The sequence below is a fragment of the Candidatus Nitrosotenuis uzonensis genome, assembly GCF_000723185.1.
GTDB classification, from domain to species: Archaea; Thermoproteota; Nitrososphaeria; order Nitrososphaerales; family Nitrosopumilaceae; genus Nitrosotenuis; species Nitrosotenuis uzonensis.
In genome coordinates this window covers 154104-167269 of sequence record NZ_CBTY010000006.1, presented here as the reverse complement: position 1 = coordinate 167269, position 13166 = coordinate 154104, and the positions used below count along the sequence as shown (strand labels likewise).

The 13166-nt window shown below is 43.3% G+C and carries 21 protein-coding genes and 1 tRNA gene; 11 read left to right on the top strand and 11 right to left on the bottom strand.

The window, feature by feature from the left end:
- Positions 1-24 precede the first annotated feature (24 nt).
- Entirely contained in the window at positions 25-441 is a 417-nt protein-coding gene (locus NITUZ_RS01560; protein ID WP_048194528.1) for an archease, read from the top strand.
- Positions 442-472: 31 nt separating this feature from the next.
- Positions 473-877 carry a thioredoxin gene (gene trxA / locus NITUZ_RS01555; RefSeq protein ID WP_048194526.1) on the top strand — a complete coding sequence of 135 codons (405 nt, stop codon included), beginning with the start codon at positions 473-475 and terminating at the stop codon, positions 875-877.
- Here the strand turns inward: trxA and infB are convergent.
- The 6 genes from infB to glmM are packed head-to-tail and all read right to left on the bottom strand — an operon-like array spanning position 868 to position 5278.
- Positions 868-2652: a translation initiation factor IF-2 gene (gene infB / locus NITUZ_RS01550; protein ID WP_081844826.1), complete on the bottom strand. Its 1785-nt coding sequence runs from the start codon at positions 2650-2652 to the stop codon at positions 868-870. The genes trxA and infB overlap by 10 nt on opposite strands.
- A gap of 6 nt (positions 2653-2658) precedes the next feature.
- A complete protein-coding gene (gene ndk, locus NITUZ_RS01545) occupies positions 2659-3060 on the bottom strand; it encodes a nucleoside-diphosphate kinase (protein ID WP_048194522.1) in 402 nt (133 codons plus the stop codon).
- 9 nt (positions 3061-3069) lie between these two features.
- Complete coding sequence (locus NITUZ_RS01540) at positions 3070-3270, bottom strand: 50S ribosomal protein L24e (protein ID WP_048194521.1); 201 nt, start codon at positions 3268-3270, stop codon at positions 3070-3072.
- A 7-nt stretch (positions 3271-3277) separates the two neighbouring features.
- Positions 3278-3493 (bottom strand): 30S ribosomal protein S28e, encoded by a 216-nt coding sequence (locus tag NITUZ_RS01535; RefSeq protein WP_048194519.1) that lies wholly within the window; start codon positions 3491-3493, stop codon positions 3278-3280.
- A gap of 3 nt (positions 3494-3496) precedes the next feature.
- On the bottom strand, positions 3497-3874 hold the full coding sequence (gene rpl7ae / locus NITUZ_RS01530) for a 50S ribosomal protein L7Ae (protein ID WP_048194517.1): 378 nt from the start codon (positions 3872-3874) through the stop codon (positions 3497-3499).
- 54 nt (positions 3875-3928) lie between these two features.
- Positions 3929-5278 (bottom strand): phosphoglucosamine mutase, encoded by a 1350-nt coding sequence (glmM, locus tag NITUZ_RS01525; protein WP_048194912.1) that lies wholly within the window; start codon positions 5276-5278, stop codon positions 3929-3931.
- 91 nt (positions 5279-5369) lie between these two features.
- Between glmM and NITUZ_RS01520 the strand changes: the two genes are divergently transcribed.
- Positions 5370-5457: transfer RNA gene (locus NITUZ_RS01520), tRNA-Leu, on the top strand.
- A gap of 55 nt (positions 5458-5512) precedes the next feature.
- Here the strand turns inward: NITUZ_RS01520 and NITUZ_RS01515 are convergent.
- Both NITUZ_RS01515 and NITUZ_RS01510 read right to left on the bottom strand, forming a co-directional pair.
- Positions 5513-5887, bottom strand: a complete 375-nt coding sequence (locus NITUZ_RS01515) for a carbonic anhydrase (RefSeq protein WP_048194515.1) — start codon at positions 5885-5887, stop codon at positions 5513-5515.
- A 139-nt stretch (positions 5888-6026) separates the two neighbouring features.
- The gene (locus NITUZ_RS01510) at positions 6027-6566 is read right to left on the bottom strand and encodes a hypothetical protein (RefSeq protein ID WP_155991220.1); all 540 of its coding nucleotides are present in this window, start codon (positions 6564-6566) and stop codon (positions 6027-6029) included.
- Between the two features lie 248 nt (positions 6567-6814).
- On the opposite strand from NITUZ_RS01510, the gene NITUZ_RS01505 reads away from it, so the two are divergent.
- Positions 6815-7489, top strand: a complete 675-nt coding sequence (locus NITUZ_RS01505; protein WP_048194511.1) for a hypothetical protein — start codon at positions 6815-6817, stop codon at positions 7487-7489.
- A gap of 116 nt (positions 7490-7605) precedes the next feature.
- The gene (locus tag NITUZ_RS01500) at positions 7606-7824 is read left to right on the top strand and encodes a hypothetical protein (RefSeq protein ID WP_155991217.1); all 219 of its coding nucleotides are present in this window, start codon (positions 7606-7608) and stop codon (positions 7822-7824) included.
- A 119-nt stretch (positions 7825-7943) separates the two neighbouring features.
- Here the strand turns inward: NITUZ_RS01500 and NITUZ_RS01495 are convergent, their stop codons facing one another.
- The gene (locus NITUZ_RS01495; protein WP_048194507.1) at positions 7944-8282 is read right to left on the bottom strand and encodes a YchJ family protein; all 339 of its coding nucleotides are present in this window, start codon (positions 8280-8282) and stop codon (positions 7944-7946) included.
- An 88-nt stretch (positions 8283-8370) separates the two neighbouring features.
- Between NITUZ_RS01495 and NITUZ_RS01490 the strand changes: the two genes are divergently transcribed.
- Positions 8371-8808, top strand: coding sequence for a winged helix-turn-helix transcriptional regulator (locus NITUZ_RS01490; protein ID WP_244443782.1), 438 nt, complete (start codon positions 8371-8373; stop codon positions 8806-8808).
- A 24-nt stretch (positions 8809-8832) separates the two neighbouring features.
- Here NITUZ_RS01490 and NITUZ_RS01485 read toward each other — a convergent pair whose 3' ends face one another.
- Positions 8833-9126 (bottom strand): hypothetical protein, encoded by a 294-nt coding sequence (locus NITUZ_RS01485; RefSeq protein WP_052370027.1) that lies wholly within the window; start codon positions 9124-9126, stop codon positions 8833-8835.
- Positions 9127-9220: 94 nt separating this feature from the next.
- On the opposite strand from NITUZ_RS01485, the gene NITUZ_RS01480 reads away from it, so the two are divergent.
- The 3 genes from NITUZ_RS01480 (at position 9221) to NITUZ_RS01470 (ending at position 11103) form a co-directional block, all read left to right on the top strand.
- Complete coding sequence (locus NITUZ_RS01480; protein ID WP_048194503.1) at positions 9221-9934, top strand: ArsR/SmtB family transcription factor; 714 nt, start codon at positions 9221-9223, stop codon at positions 9932-9934.
- Between the two features lie 72 nt (positions 9935-10006).
- Positions 10007-10441 (top strand): hypothetical protein, encoded by a 435-nt coding sequence (locus NITUZ_RS01475; protein ID WP_052370026.1) that lies wholly within the window; start codon positions 10007-10009, stop codon positions 10439-10441.
- Positions 10442-10491: 50 nt separating this feature from the next.
- Positions 10492-11103, top strand: a complete 612-nt coding sequence (locus tag NITUZ_RS01470) for a QcrA and Rieske domain-containing protein (RefSeq protein ID WP_048194501.1) — start codon at positions 10492-10494, stop codon at positions 11101-11103.
- 19 nt (positions 11104-11122) lie between these two features.
- Here the strand turns inward: NITUZ_RS01470 and NITUZ_RS01465 are convergent, their stop codons facing one another.
- Positions 11123-11368: a hypothetical protein gene (locus NITUZ_RS01465; RefSeq protein ID WP_155991214.1), complete on the bottom strand. Its 246-nt coding sequence runs from the start codon at positions 11366-11368 to the stop codon at positions 11123-11125.
- Between the two features lie 281 nt (positions 11369-11649).
- Here NITUZ_RS01465 and NITUZ_RS01460 point away from each other — a divergent pair, with 281 nt between their 5' ends.
- Entirely contained in the window at positions 11650-12486 is an 837-nt protein-coding gene (locus tag NITUZ_RS01460) for a formyltetrahydrofolate deformylase (RefSeq protein WP_048194906.1), read from the top strand.
- Entirely contained in the window at positions 12483-13157 is a 675-nt protein-coding gene (locus NITUZ_RS01455; RefSeq protein WP_155991211.1) for a creatininase family protein, read from the top strand. Before NITUZ_RS01460 ends, NITUZ_RS01455 begins: the two co-directional genes overlap by 4 nt.
- The last annotated feature ends 9 nt before the right edge of the window (positions 13158-13166 follow it).

Genomic DNA, 13166 nt, shown 5'->3' with positions numbered 1-13166 from the left:
ATCAGAAAAGATGAGTAGAACTGCTTGTCCTACAAAAACTTGGAGCATGCAACTGATGCGTTCATCGAGGTAAACGCTTCAAACTTGGAGGAAGCGTTTGTAGTAGCGGCAAGATCCGTTATAGAGACAATCATAGATATTGATACAGTAGACATCAAACATCAAAAGGTCCTGAAAGTTACTGGCAAGGACTTGCGGTATCTTCTTTACAACTGGCTAGAAGAGATAATCATACTCACTATCACAGAAGGATTTGCCACTAGAACAATAGATCTTGCCATTACAGAAAACGAAGAATACTCCATAATGGCAACTATGGGTGGAGAGCCGATTGATTTTAAAAAACATCGCTTTAAAGTTGAGATAAAATCTCCCACATTCCATGCAATGGAGATAGTACGTAACGGTGGCGTTACAATGCGATTTCTTCTAGACTTGTAAATTTAAAATATTGATTTGGTTGCCTGAGTACATGGAAGATCCTGAAATCGAGAGAATAAAGCAACGTAAGCTTGAGGAGATGTTAAGGCAGCAGCAGGAAAATACGGCTCAAAGCCAAGTTGAAGTGGTAGATCTTGATTCATCAAACTTTGATCACATGGTTTCCTCTAACAACTTGGTGCTTGTAGATTTTTGGGCAGAGTGGTGCGGCCCCTGCAGGATGATGCACCCCGTGTTCACAAGAATGGCAAAAAAATACAGGCACATCAAGTTTGCTCGCGTTAACGTGGACAACTCACAGGACATAGCCATGAGGTTTGGGGTGCAGTCGATCCCAACGTTCATCATGTTCAGGGCAGGTCAGGCTGTGGACAGAATGATAGGCGCGGTAGGCGAGCCGGGAATACACATGATTGCACAAAAATATCAGATGTAACCGTAGGCAGAATCTGACTTTCTTTGAATTTCCAGTATTTCATTGAATACTGTTTGCTGTTCTGGCGTGAGCTTGTGCATAAACCTGTCAAGCATCTTTTTTGCCTCCGATGAGCTTGGAAGTGAATAAAACACATCCTCTTCAAAGATATGCCTTCCAATCATCACGTCTTGAATTGAACATGCAACCTCCTGACCTTGAGACGCTGATTCTATTGACTTTTTTCCGTCCTGTAATTGATGAATAAGCCCGATTCTCTTTCCATTTTTGTTCATTATTGCCATCTTTTGTCTTACCGTTCCCACATCCACCCGTATGCCGAACACGGCCGGATTGCTGTTGCGGAATATGTATCCTTTCAGGAACGTGAATTTTGCAATTGGCGTAAGTTCTGCAAATACTGCGTTCTCCTCGTTTGCTGTGTCATCTTCGACCCACAGGGTATAGTTGTCAAGCAAGCTGTAGATTACCTTGTCAGAGAATATCTTTACGTGAGAGTTTTCCGCCTCCTCCTGGGCATCAGCTAGCACCTTGACATTAAAGGCAAGTATTACGCCAAGATGCCTGTCGTTTTCCTTGATCACTTTTGCCTCAAGCACGTCCCTCCTGTTCACAGGACCTATGTCTGCTTTTGCCACAGGCACCTGTTGGCGGCGCAACATTTCAGTTAGAGCCTCAAGCGAGCCAATTGTATCGCATTTTAGTATTATCCCATTTGTCTGTGTATCGACAAAGACGGATTTCATTTCCGATTCGATGATTTTTTTGTATTCGTCCACTCTTGCCGGATTCTCAGTGACATATACGGTACTGCCTGGCAGCACGCCGTCAAGGTCAGGTGATGCAATCTTGATACCTGCAGCTGCCTCCACCATTTGCACCGGCTTGAACTTGTCGCGCGGATCTCGCATTTCGTCTAGAGGTTTTGGAAGTAGGATTGCCTTTGGTTTTGTGACTATAACTGAATCTCTCTTTGCCACAACCACGCTGTCACCTTTTTTCATGTGACCGTCAATTAGTATCATGTTTGCAGTAGTTCCAAGTCCGACCTCATCGTTGACCTCAAGTATTATACCACGACTTGCCTTTTCCTGCTGCTCTAACCTTTTCTGCATATACTGTTGTGTGAGTCCCACAAGTACTGTGAGAAGCTCAGGTATTCCGGTTCCAGTTCTTGCGCTAACTGGCACTATTGCTACTTCCTTGGCAAAGTCCTTTACCCTGTAGAACGCCTCTGACTGGAATCCCAGAATGGAAAGAGTTCCTACAACGTTATAGATCTGCTCATCAAGTGTTGTCTGTATGAATTGATCTTGCTGCTTTATTGCCTGAGTCACGTACGGTGTGTCTGTTTTCTTCCATCCTGATATCATATCGATTTTGTTCAATGCTACTACAAACGGTACCTTGCGAGCTTGCAAAATCTTGAGGCTCTCGTTTGTCTGAGGCTGGAATCCCCTGTTAGTATCAACCACTAAAATTGCAATATCTGCCGCAGAGCCGCCACGTGTTCTCAGGTTTGTAAATACTTCGTGGCCAGGTGTATCTATTACAAGCAGGCCAGGAACGTCATAGTCTGATTTTTTCAGGTTTGCGTAAAGCTGTCCGCACATTTTCTTGATTGTGTCTGTGGGTAGAAAGCTTGCCCCTATGTGCTGCGTGATTCCTCCTGCTTCTCTTCCCTGTACGCCTGTTCCGCGTATCTTGTCTAGCAGGGATGTCTTACCAGAATCTACGTGTCCAAGGACGGCCACTATGGGCTGACGAATGCGCAAGGCTGATCACTGAAAAACTACCCTCGCTTCCTTTTCAAAACTTTCCTTAGAGTCAGATGCATGAATTACATTGTCCGAGAATCCGAGGCCAAAGTCACCGCGTATAGAGCCAGGGGCAGCCTCAAACGATTTGGTTGCACCTATCATTATCCTTGTAGTGGCAACGGCATTGTTGCCCTCTATCACTGCAGCTACGACAGGCCCTGATGTGATAAACTCGACTAGCTCGCCAAAGAACGGCTTGGTGTTGTGGACTGAATAGAATTCTTCTGCCTGCGGCCTTGTGAAAGTAAACATTTTCAGTTTTAAGATCTTGAATCCCTTGCTCTCAAATCTTGCAATTATCTGGCCTACGAGTTTGCGGGCCACCGCATCAGGTTTTACTATGAAGAGTGTTTGTTCTGCCAATTTGATCTTTTATTTTTTGATGATTCCGCCCTTTTGGTATTTCTTGGTCCACTTGAGCGTACGCGGATCACGCTTTAGTACCATCATGTTCTTTTTGCATTTTGGGGAGCAAAACCACAAAACGGTTCCATCATTTTTTACAAACATGGTGCCAGAACCCTTTGAGACGGGCCTGTTGCAAAATGAACATGGTTTTACGATTAAGCTCATTATTTCATCACTTTATTTTCTTGGCTTCGCGTTCTGTCTCGCGCAGCATCAATATGTCTGACATTCTAACTGAGCCCTTGACGTTTCGCGTAAGAATTCTTCCCTTGTCGCGTCCTCCAAGAATTTTTACTCTAACTTGGGTTATTTCCCCAGCGATTCCGGTCTTGCCTACAATTTGTATTACTTCTGCAGGCACTACATCTTCTGTCTGGGAAGTGCTCATTTACTAGCTTCCACCTTTAAGCTTCTTTATTGAAGAGATTACCTCTTCAACAATGTGATTTGCATCACCGGCATCTAGGATGGCAGCTGCAGCTGATGTGACGTCGATTCCAAGTGCTTTACCAAGCTCTTGCTTGCTTGGCACAAAGGCGTATGCGGCGTTCTGCTCCTCGCATATTATTGGTAGGTGTGCCACGACTTCTGGCGGCTCTACGTCTTCTGCGATTACGATAAGCTTACTTATTCCGCGCTCGATTGCCTTTGTTGCTTCATTGGTTCCTCGTCTTACTTTGCCGCTTTGTGCTGCCACTCGCACGGCCTCCAGTATTGGATTTACCAAGTCCGCCGGTGTCTCAAATTTTACATAGTAAGCTTTACCCAATTATATCACCCGTAGGGATCATCTCCATTCCTAGGATTCTAGGGCATCGCTTTATTAGTGTATTCGTTCTAGAATGGACTTTATTTTTTTGGTGTACCGGCTCATCAAAAGCTCGAGATTTTCCTGCGAGTCTGACTCGCCGTAAATTCTGGCGATGGGTTCTGTGCCGCTTGGCCTGACCATTATCCATTCCTTACCTAGCAGTATTTTGATTCCATCGGTTGTATCGTATCTTTTGTGTTCCTTTTTGAGCTCAGATATTACCTTTCTTGCCTGCTCTCTTGTGCATGAAAACTTGTCCTTTGTGGTGTATGATTTTGGTAGCAGATCCATTTCTTCGGACATGCTCCTGCCAGAGCTTGCGAGCATATCAAGTGCCAAAGCTAACGTCATCGAGCCGTCACGGACCTGGTTGTGCTTGCCATACATGAATCCTCCATTTTCCTCAAAGCCGACAAGTGCCTTTTCTGGCACCATTCTCCTTGAAACCTCTACGCTTCCTACCTTTGTTCTGATTACTTTGGAGCTGGTCATAGACGCAATCTGTTCTGTGAGATTGCTGGAGTTAAGGCAAGTCACCACTTTGGAGCCTGGATTTTTTTGCAAAAGATGGTTTGTCAGGACAAGTGCGGATCTGTCGCCTGTCAGGATCTGTCCCTTTTCATCACAGAATATGCTCCTGTCTCCGTCGCCGTCAAATGCGATCCCAAGATCTGCCTTGTGGTTTAACACCGTACTTGATAGCTTTGATAGGTTCGATGGCGTTGGCTCTGAGCCTCTGCCTGGAAACTGCCCATCAATTTTTTCATTTAGTAGGAAGGTTTTACAGCCTAATTCTTTGCACAGAATTGGAGCTGCTGCTGCCTGCGCACCGTTACCAAGATCAAGTACTACCTTGAATTTTCTTGCTTTGATCTTTTTGGAGTTGACGTGAGATACTATGCCTTTCACATATGATGAGATAATCTGCGGCTCTCTATCTGTTCTTCCTATCTTGTATCCTTTTTTCCATTTTTTTGCAAAGTAAATCTTCTCAATTCTAAGCTCATCCTCCCTTGACACTTCTACGCCATCGCTTGCAGCAAGTTTTATTCCGTTGTATTTGGGTGGATTGTGTGAGGCAGTTATCATGATACCGCCAGAATAGCCAAGATTCCTTGTGGCAAACTCTAATGCTGGAGTGGGTACAAGTCCGCCCATTTTGCAGTCAATCCCAATCGAATTAAGAGACGAGCACACTATCTTTGCCAGTACTGGAGACGAGTCTCTCCCGTCATGTCCTATCAGTATGGGACCCCTTCTGAAGAACGTGCCTATCGCTAATGATATGTCGTGAACGAATTCTAGCGTCAGGTCTTCCAAGAATACTCCCCTGATGCCGTTTGTTCCAAACAGTCTGGCCAATGAATTTTTTGTGAACTGCTTGGATTTGTGCGTTATCAGTGTCTGGTTTCCAATGGTAAGCAATAAGTTTGTGTGGAATTTGAGCATCATTGCGGGGGTTGCCAAGCCCGGTCAACGGCGTAAGGTTTAGGCCCTTATCTCTTAGGGGTTCGTGGGTTCAAATCCCACCTCCCGCACCATATTCTGTTATGGCATTAGTGGATTAGATCTTCTAGTTGGAAATATGCTGTGGAATCAGAGTCTTTCTATTTCCCAATCATCGTTTACCCATGCGCCAATTACTTGGACTGGCAATTTCCAAGATTCGACTATTTTGACAGTGTTCTTTATGTGGTTTACATGTTCGTTTTTTGAAACTGGATTTCCGGCGCAATCATGATGCCCAGAAACTAGAATTAATTTTGAACCGTGTTTGTTCACTGAGATCGATACTTTGGCTTTAATTTCCTCCATCTTGGTTGAATTAGAAAATAACTTGTCAACGCCAGGCTCGGTTATGGTATCGACAAAATCTACATTGTATTTTTCTTGGAGCCAGTGTATTATTGGAAGTTGAATTCTTCCATCCATACAGCTTATTGAAGTACAGAATTTGTTAGACGGAGGCATTTTGGCTTACCCCCAAAGTAAATCTGAAAGAGATGCATACTGTCAGCATCGGCAGAATTGCACGATTACTTGAAACTTCTATCACAAATCAGCGTGGAATTGTTTGCACTTATACTAGTAGCATTACATTGTATTACAGTTATTCTGTTGGAAAGATCAGTGTTATGTTTCCTCTCTTTGATTTAATTTCTAATTTTTTGTTAATTATGTCATAAAATAACTCTTTTACCAGCGTTTCGACATAAAGCGACCATTTTTCACCAAGCTCATGCTGGATGGTAAAAATATACGAGTCCTGATTCTGTTCTACGTTGTGCTGCATCCACGCTACATTAAGCCATGCACGCAGTATTTCTATGAAATCATTAACGGTGTAATCCCTTTTCATAAAGTGCAAAATGTTTGAGAATGTTTCCTTTTCAATTACTTTTGCCAATGTGATTATTTCCTTATCCTCCAGTCGGTGTATTGCTGCATTCACAAACGGTTTTGTCATTGGTAGCAGTCCTACTTTTCTTTCATATCTGCCCCACAGTACGTGATTTGAGAGTATTTTTAGTACGAGTGAATTGAAATTTACTTTTTCATAGTTTGATTCTTTTTTTAGCTCAGCAATCAGAGATGCTGGAAGTCTCAAGGTGCAAACTTGGCTTTTTTTATCAGGGTTGGAATTATGCACGTCTTAAAGAAGAAAATGATCCATTAAATAGATTCTTAATTTAGCTAAGATGTATCAACTGCACTCACAAGATTAACACTGTGCTGTGTTTTACCTTGCAAGTCATCAGTTAAAATCAAATTTAATCAAAGGTTATAATTTTAGCAAATCATCCTATTGTGAAGAATATGTCAAAAAACAAAAAATCTCCATAACTGCAGCAACAATAGCAGTTGTTATTGCAGGTGTGTTAGGAGCATACTTTTCCAGTGCAAAGCACTGTGACTATAATACTGACAACTCAGGAAGAGCAAGAAAAATACGATGCATTAGGCGTGGCGCAGCGATTTGTTCTGACCAGTCCAACGTTTTCCTTTGATGGAGACATCAATACGCTAAAGACAGAATATGTTGGCTCTACAAAATCAACCCACCTGAGCATATGTTCAAGGCAGCACGGATGTATTTCAGTGACTAGTATTGTAAGGCATGTAAGTAGAATAAGACGACAATCTGCAGAAGGGTTTAGCAGAAATCATAGTTGTATGCAGAAGTTAATAATCCTCATACTAGCTATAATTGCTGTCATCATAGCTGCGATGGTATTCTTTATGTTCAACCCTCTTGCCATATTTCAGTTTCTTACAGGTTCCTCATGTGCCTCAATAGGTGTAACCCACCTTTCCGAGCGCGATCTGGGCCGCATTGAAGACAATCCCGAATACCAAGACATGATAATTCTAACAGATGAAGATCTAAAGAAAGCGCCAAAAATCCAAGAGGTTGTCAGAAAATCCTCGAGCAAGATCCAGTTCAACGATGATTACCGTGAGTATATTTCTTATGATAAGATGGAGCAGTATTATCAGTTTCTTGAGGAGCAATACAGGCAACAGATAGGATTCACACCAAGGCAAAAACAGTATGGTTTTTTGAGAGTATGACGGTAAAAGTTACCTTGTAGGAGATTTTGTTTCCGTGGAACGTGGGCAGAATGTGGAGATCTATGTAAGCCTAGATCCCATTATCAATGCACCTAAAATCACAAAGTGAGGATGACTTGGATAAAATTCCCATAATAAAACGTGCCATATCATTAATAGGAACCGACAGAGTGTCCACTCATGAGTCAGTTGGTGTCTCAGAATCCGATCTTGACAAATACGGGAAATGGTTACTCAAACAATATGAGAGCCAATATGGTAACGCCACCGGAAAACCGTATTCTTATTTCAAATATAGAGACCAGACATATTTTGTAACGTTTTCAATATGTTAATTGTTCAAATCTTGAACAACATATTGTACTGCTTGATACTAGAATGCGACTTGCATATTCTGTTTTAATTATCAGCCTAGAAAAAAAATAAAGTAGGAGACAGTTGGGGATAGGACTATCTATCTCCTACTTGTTTCAGAAAATATCTTCTGCAACTTTGATGCGAGTTCTTTTTTTGCCTCGGATTGGGTGAGCATGGAGCTCCACACCTTTCCCACTGCCTCAAATACTGCGTCCGCAGATTTGTCAAGTGTGGGTCCGTATGCTGTCTCTATTCTCTTTCTCATCCTCTCAGTAAGAGCCTCATGGTGCGCTGCAAAGAATGCCTTATGCCAGGCTGCCATCGCATGCTCGATTGGATCTGTGTCGCAACCGCAGCATTGCTCGTACGACTTGTCCGAGCCGCAGGCGCATGACTGCATTCCTTCGATTTTGCATGATTCTGCTGTACATTCCATAGTTAATTACTTCCTTATAGCTACTATACAAAGGTAAGTATTTAAATCGGAAAGTAACCATACAGATAGCAAGTGAGGAAGAGGTAAGTTGCAACAAGAATACGAAAAATGCATCAAAGATGGTGTGTGCGATATCATGACGTGCTGCCCAATTGACAACACGTTCAAGATAATAGGAAAAAAATTCACCATACACATTCTGCGTAACATGGGCCTGTTAAACCAAAACAGATTCAACCAGCTCCTAGAGTCAATTGAGGGGATAAACCCAAAGACGCTTTCTGCCAGGCTGCGGGAAATGGAAAAAAGCGGCCTAATTGAGCGCAAAATAATACCGAGCACACCCCCTCGCGTAGAATACTCTGTCACGGAAAAAGGGCTTGCCCTAAAGCCAGTCATACTTGCCATGGCCGAATTTTCTATGAAATACTGTGCAGGGGATGTCTTCAAGGATGGCAAGTCACGCACACTAAAGCAGGTCTTTAACATGGCTTTAGTTGATATTCCAAAAGAGCATAGACGTTAAGCACAAATACAAAAAATAGGAGGGTTATCCGCGTCCCTGTGCCACGTATCTTCCATTCCTTCCCTTCAGAAAGAATATGGCCCCGATTCCTCCAAATACGGCAGCCGATATTGCGGATGCTCCGGCTACCCCCTCCAGTGCAAAATAGGGCGTTCCAGATCCTGCTCCCTTGTTCTGTTTTGCAATCTCTACTGCTTTTTGAGCTGCAAGCACCCTCTCTAGGGATTTGTCAGCTGTTGCATCAGAGTATGCAAACACAGCTGACGGCAGTGCAATCATGCACAGAACTACAAATCCAATCATGGTGATTTTGTTCATCATATACCATTACACAATTTTTGCATTTAGGCTTTGATGAAATTTCAGTTTCACCAAAACGCTTAGATATTTTGCAGACGTAGTATAGTTCCCTTTGAGTACCACCAATTCAGAGAAAAGTAATCATGTTTCAAACGTAGAGCAGTTCAGAATATACTTTTCAGACGATGCAAAGATAAAATCATTTGGCGAGATCCTAACATCCGACGCAGGAAGGATCATTCTCAAATATCTCTTGTCTGATGAGCTTACCGCAAACCAGATCTCGCAGAAAAGCGGTATATCTCTTCAGCTGGTCAAGTATCACCTCAACAAAATGCAAGACCTCGGAATAGTAAGCATCTCAAAGACTGAAAAGAACAGCAAGGCACATGATATGAAGTTCTATACGGCGACAAAGTTTGCAATAATGATACTGCCGCAAAGCGAGAGCGAGAAGGTAAGACAGTCACTTGTCCAATCCTTAAGAAAATTCTCAAAGATTACAGCAGTAATGCTTGCAACCGCCGGCGCACTGCTTGGCACTCACCTTAGCCAGAGCATGATGACAGTCAAGGATATTCCACAGTCAGTTGGAAGGGTTGGAAATCTCGTAGACCCAAGAGGAATCGAAGAAACGCTCAGGCTGGCTAGGATGCGCGTAGATGTTGCCCAGTCAGGCTCTGGATTTGGTTCTGGAACCCCCATGGTATCTGCAGATATGTTCTGGATTCAGGTGGTGGTGTTTGGGACAATAATGGCAGGTCTTTCGGCCATACTTTTTTGGAAGGCAAAAAATCATTCCCAAAGACTTGCCAGACTAGAATAATTTGTGCAGGTTCAAGTCACATAGGACAAATCAGTAGACAATCTAATATACCACAATACAAGACGCAGCTTGATGAAGACCGTATTTGGAGTTTCTCTATTCCTGATGCTCCTTGTTCCAGTAATGTCGCTTGCTCACGGAGAAGTTCTTGCGATGCAAGAGACCGTCATACCGATGAACGTTCCGGAAAACAACAAGCTGCCATGGGGATTTGTGGAAGGCAAGATTGCAAGCCATGCAGAACAATATCCTGTGATAATCCAAATATACCAAGGAGAAAAACCCGTGCACTTTGCCCAAGTGCCTGTAAACGATGATGGTACATACCAGTACAAGTTCAGGGTACTAGATGTGACCGATGGCAAGACTACGAAAATATTCAATGGTGATTATACCGTCAAGATATTCAAAATGATTGAGATTGATTCTAACTATCTGGGTTATCTGGCAGAACAGAAAAAATCAGGCCTATTTGATATCGGGATCGACATATTGGACAAAATGTAGGCAATTCCTACCACACTACACTTAAATCCAAATTTTACTATATGTAAGTCATGTTAGAGCAGGGTTCTAACAGAAGCGCCCTCTCACGACGTGATTTTTTAAAGCTGATGAGCGCAGGCGGAATTGCACTAGCGTTTGCACCATTCGTGCAATGGGGCAAGTATATGCCGAATCCCAAAGGCGACATTTTAGGAAAGGCGCCAGTCATCATACCTGGAGGAACACATGCAAACATACACACATTTCCTCTTAATCATGCCGAAGTTATAACTTACCCGTCCACTGGTGATATTGTCCTAGATGAGGAAGCGTTCAGAAAATGGCAGCTTATCAGGCTGCCAGAGGAGTTTGGCGGCTCCGCCAAAGACGTTTCCGCATTCCGTGTATACAGCATGGTGTGTTTGCATCTTTGGTGCTTGTGGAAATACTGGCCGCAAGAAGGCCAAAAGAAAGGTCAGTGTCCGTGCCATGCAAGCACGTATGATCCCATTACCGGAAGGGCCACAAGCGGTCCAGCTGCCCTGCAGGCTGCACCATCAAACGTGTTGCCAAGACTAGATCTTGAAGCCGACGCTGACGGTTATCTTTGGATCACGCCACCAAAGTTTGAGACACGTGCTAACGGCATAGTAGGATACGGGCGATTCTTGCCGGCTGCCTAGAGTATGCATATCTGCAGTGCTATACGGATTTTTTTCTGGCATCTGCTGTGATTTTTTTAGAATATGATTCCATGGTGTCGATGTATCTGTCAAGTTCTTTTTCTGCAGGTATATACCCAGATTTTGCCATCTTTTCCAAATCCTCGTACGTTACTAGTCTGTAGCCTGTCAATGCATGCAATGCTTGCTGTTGCGACTTGTAATCCTTAAGACCAAACGGTGTTGTCACGTACCAGTGTTCCCAACCATCTATACGCAAAGACACAGACACATTACCTCGCCGAATTTGGCCATCTGCATTCTTCTTAAATCCAATCAACTGTAATGATCTGAAGAGAGTAAGGCCCACTGACATCATACCTTGTGAAATCGCAATGCGATACCAGATGATGGTTTGATCTTCATCTTATTTATCAGGCAGGTTATATCATAATCATTCGTCTAGCACGATATTTCAGATCAGTAGATGATTTGCTGCAGCCATAATGCGTAAAATTTCCATTAGGGAATATCTAAATTAATAAAGTCAGCTTGCAACAAAACCCTGTGAAGAAAATTCGCATAGGTATCACTGTGGTTGGAAAGGACAAAGAGGGAATAGTTGCCGCATTTACCAATTTCATATTCCAAAAAAACGGCAACATTGAAAAGGTCAACCAGAACGTCATCAGGGGGCTATTTGGCATGCACCTGGAGGCCTCATTTTCCGGCAGAATAGACGTAAAGAAATTCGATTATGAGCTCCAATCGCTTGGAAAAAAGCTCGGGATGGAAGTTAGCATATACCATGAGATAAACTCTCACAAGAACATTGCAGTGTTTGTAACAAAAGAACCTCATTGCCTGCAGGCACTGCTTGATGCAAAAGACAAGCTGAAGGGAAATATCAGCGTCATAGTAGGAACTGAAAAAACACTTGAGCCGATGGCAAAGAAGGCAAAAATTCCGTTTGTGTTAGTAGACGAAAAGGATCAGCAAAAGGCAGAACACCACCTGATTGAAATTACAAAAAAATATGACATTGATCTTGTAGTGCTTGCAAGATACATGAGGATAATGACACCAAACTTTGTTTGGAGATATCCTCACAGAATAATCAACATACATCCGTCATTATTGCCTGCATTCCCAGGCGCGTTTGCCTATGCGCAGGCATTTGAAAGAGGCACCAAGATTGTCGGGGTTACAGCCCACTATGTCACAGAGGAGCTGGATCAGGGACCGATAATATTCCAAGACTCATTCAAGGTGGATTCAGCGGACTCGCTTGAGGTGATAAAAAAGAAAGGGCAAAAGCTGGAAGCAGATACACTACTAAAGGCAGTCAAGATGCACCTTGAAGGAAGACTTGAGGTCAGCTGGAGAAAAGTCTATACGAGATGATTTCATATTCAGATCCCGCTCTGCGAAAAACGATAAAAAATCACAAGGCAGCGCTAATCCCTGTCGGCTCACTTGAACAGCACGGGCCTCATCTGCCAGTATCGACCGATTCAGACATAGTAACCGGCATTGCAGAACGTCTTGCAAGAAAGTGCGATCTGTTACTATTTCCTACCATAACGTACGGAGTATCATTTGAGCACGCGCCCTTTTTCAATCTAAGTGTCACTGCAAGGACACTGCATACACTACTATCTGAGCTGTGCAGCTCGCTCGTAAGCAATGGAATTAGAAAAATAATAATCCTCAACGGGCATCATGGAAACCAGAAGGCCCTTGAAGGAATCGGCGCTGCAGGCGCCCAAGTTTACACATTTTCGTACTGGCACTTTATGAAGACGGAGTTTGACCACGCAGGATTTGCAGAGACCTCGCTCATGCTTGCACTATCAGATAAAGTGCAGATGAAGTTGACAAAAAAAGGCTTTGATCCTGCAAAGCTCAGTCCTGCACAGAGAAAGGCCGTATCCAAGCTTGCCCAGACTCAGTTCATCAAAGCTACAAAGTCTGGCGTGTGGGGCGATCCAAGAGGGGCTACCAGGGCTGAAGGTATACGCATGATATCAGAAATAGTGCGAAATCTTGCAAAAACAGTGTCAAAGTTGACTTAGTGACTGAAA

Excerpts from the sequence above, each read along its gene's own strand:
- trxA (WP_048194526.1), top strand. The coding sequence starts at position 473 with ATGGAAGATCCTGAAATCGAGAGAATAAAGCAACGTAAGCTTGAGGAG.
- NITUZ_RS01540 (WP_048194521.1), bottom strand. The coding sequence starts at position 3,270 with ATGAGCTTAATCGTAAAACCATGTTCATTTTGCAACAGGCCCGTCTCA.
- NITUZ_RS01535 (WP_048194519.1), bottom strand. The coding sequence starts at position 3,493 with ATGAGCACTTCCCAGACAGAAGATGTAGTGCCTGCAGAAGTAATACAA.
- NITUZ_RS01515 (WP_048194515.1), bottom strand. The coding sequence starts at position 5,887 with ATGCCTCCGTCTAACAAATTCTGTACTTCAATAAGCTGTATGGATGGA.
- NITUZ_RS01495 (WP_048194507.1), bottom strand. The coding sequence starts at position 8,282 with ATGGAATGTACAGCAGAATCATGCAAAATCGAAGGAATGCAGTCATGC.
- NITUZ_RS01485 (WP_052370027.1), bottom strand. The coding sequence starts at position 9,126 with ATGAACAAAATCACCATGATTGGATTTGTAGTTCTGTGCATGATTGCA.
- NITUZ_RS01475 (WP_052370026.1), top strand. The coding sequence starts at position 10,007 with ATGAAGACCGTATTTGGAGTTTCTCTATTCCTGATGCTCCTTGTTCCA.
- NITUZ_RS01470 (WP_048194501.1), top strand. The coding sequence starts at position 10,492 with ATGTTAGAGCAGGGTTCTAACAGAAGCGCCCTCTCACGACGTGATTTT.
- NITUZ_RS01455 (WP_155991211.1), top strand. The coding sequence starts at position 12,483 with ATGATTTCATATTCAGATCCCGCTCTGCGAAAAACGATAAAAAATCAC.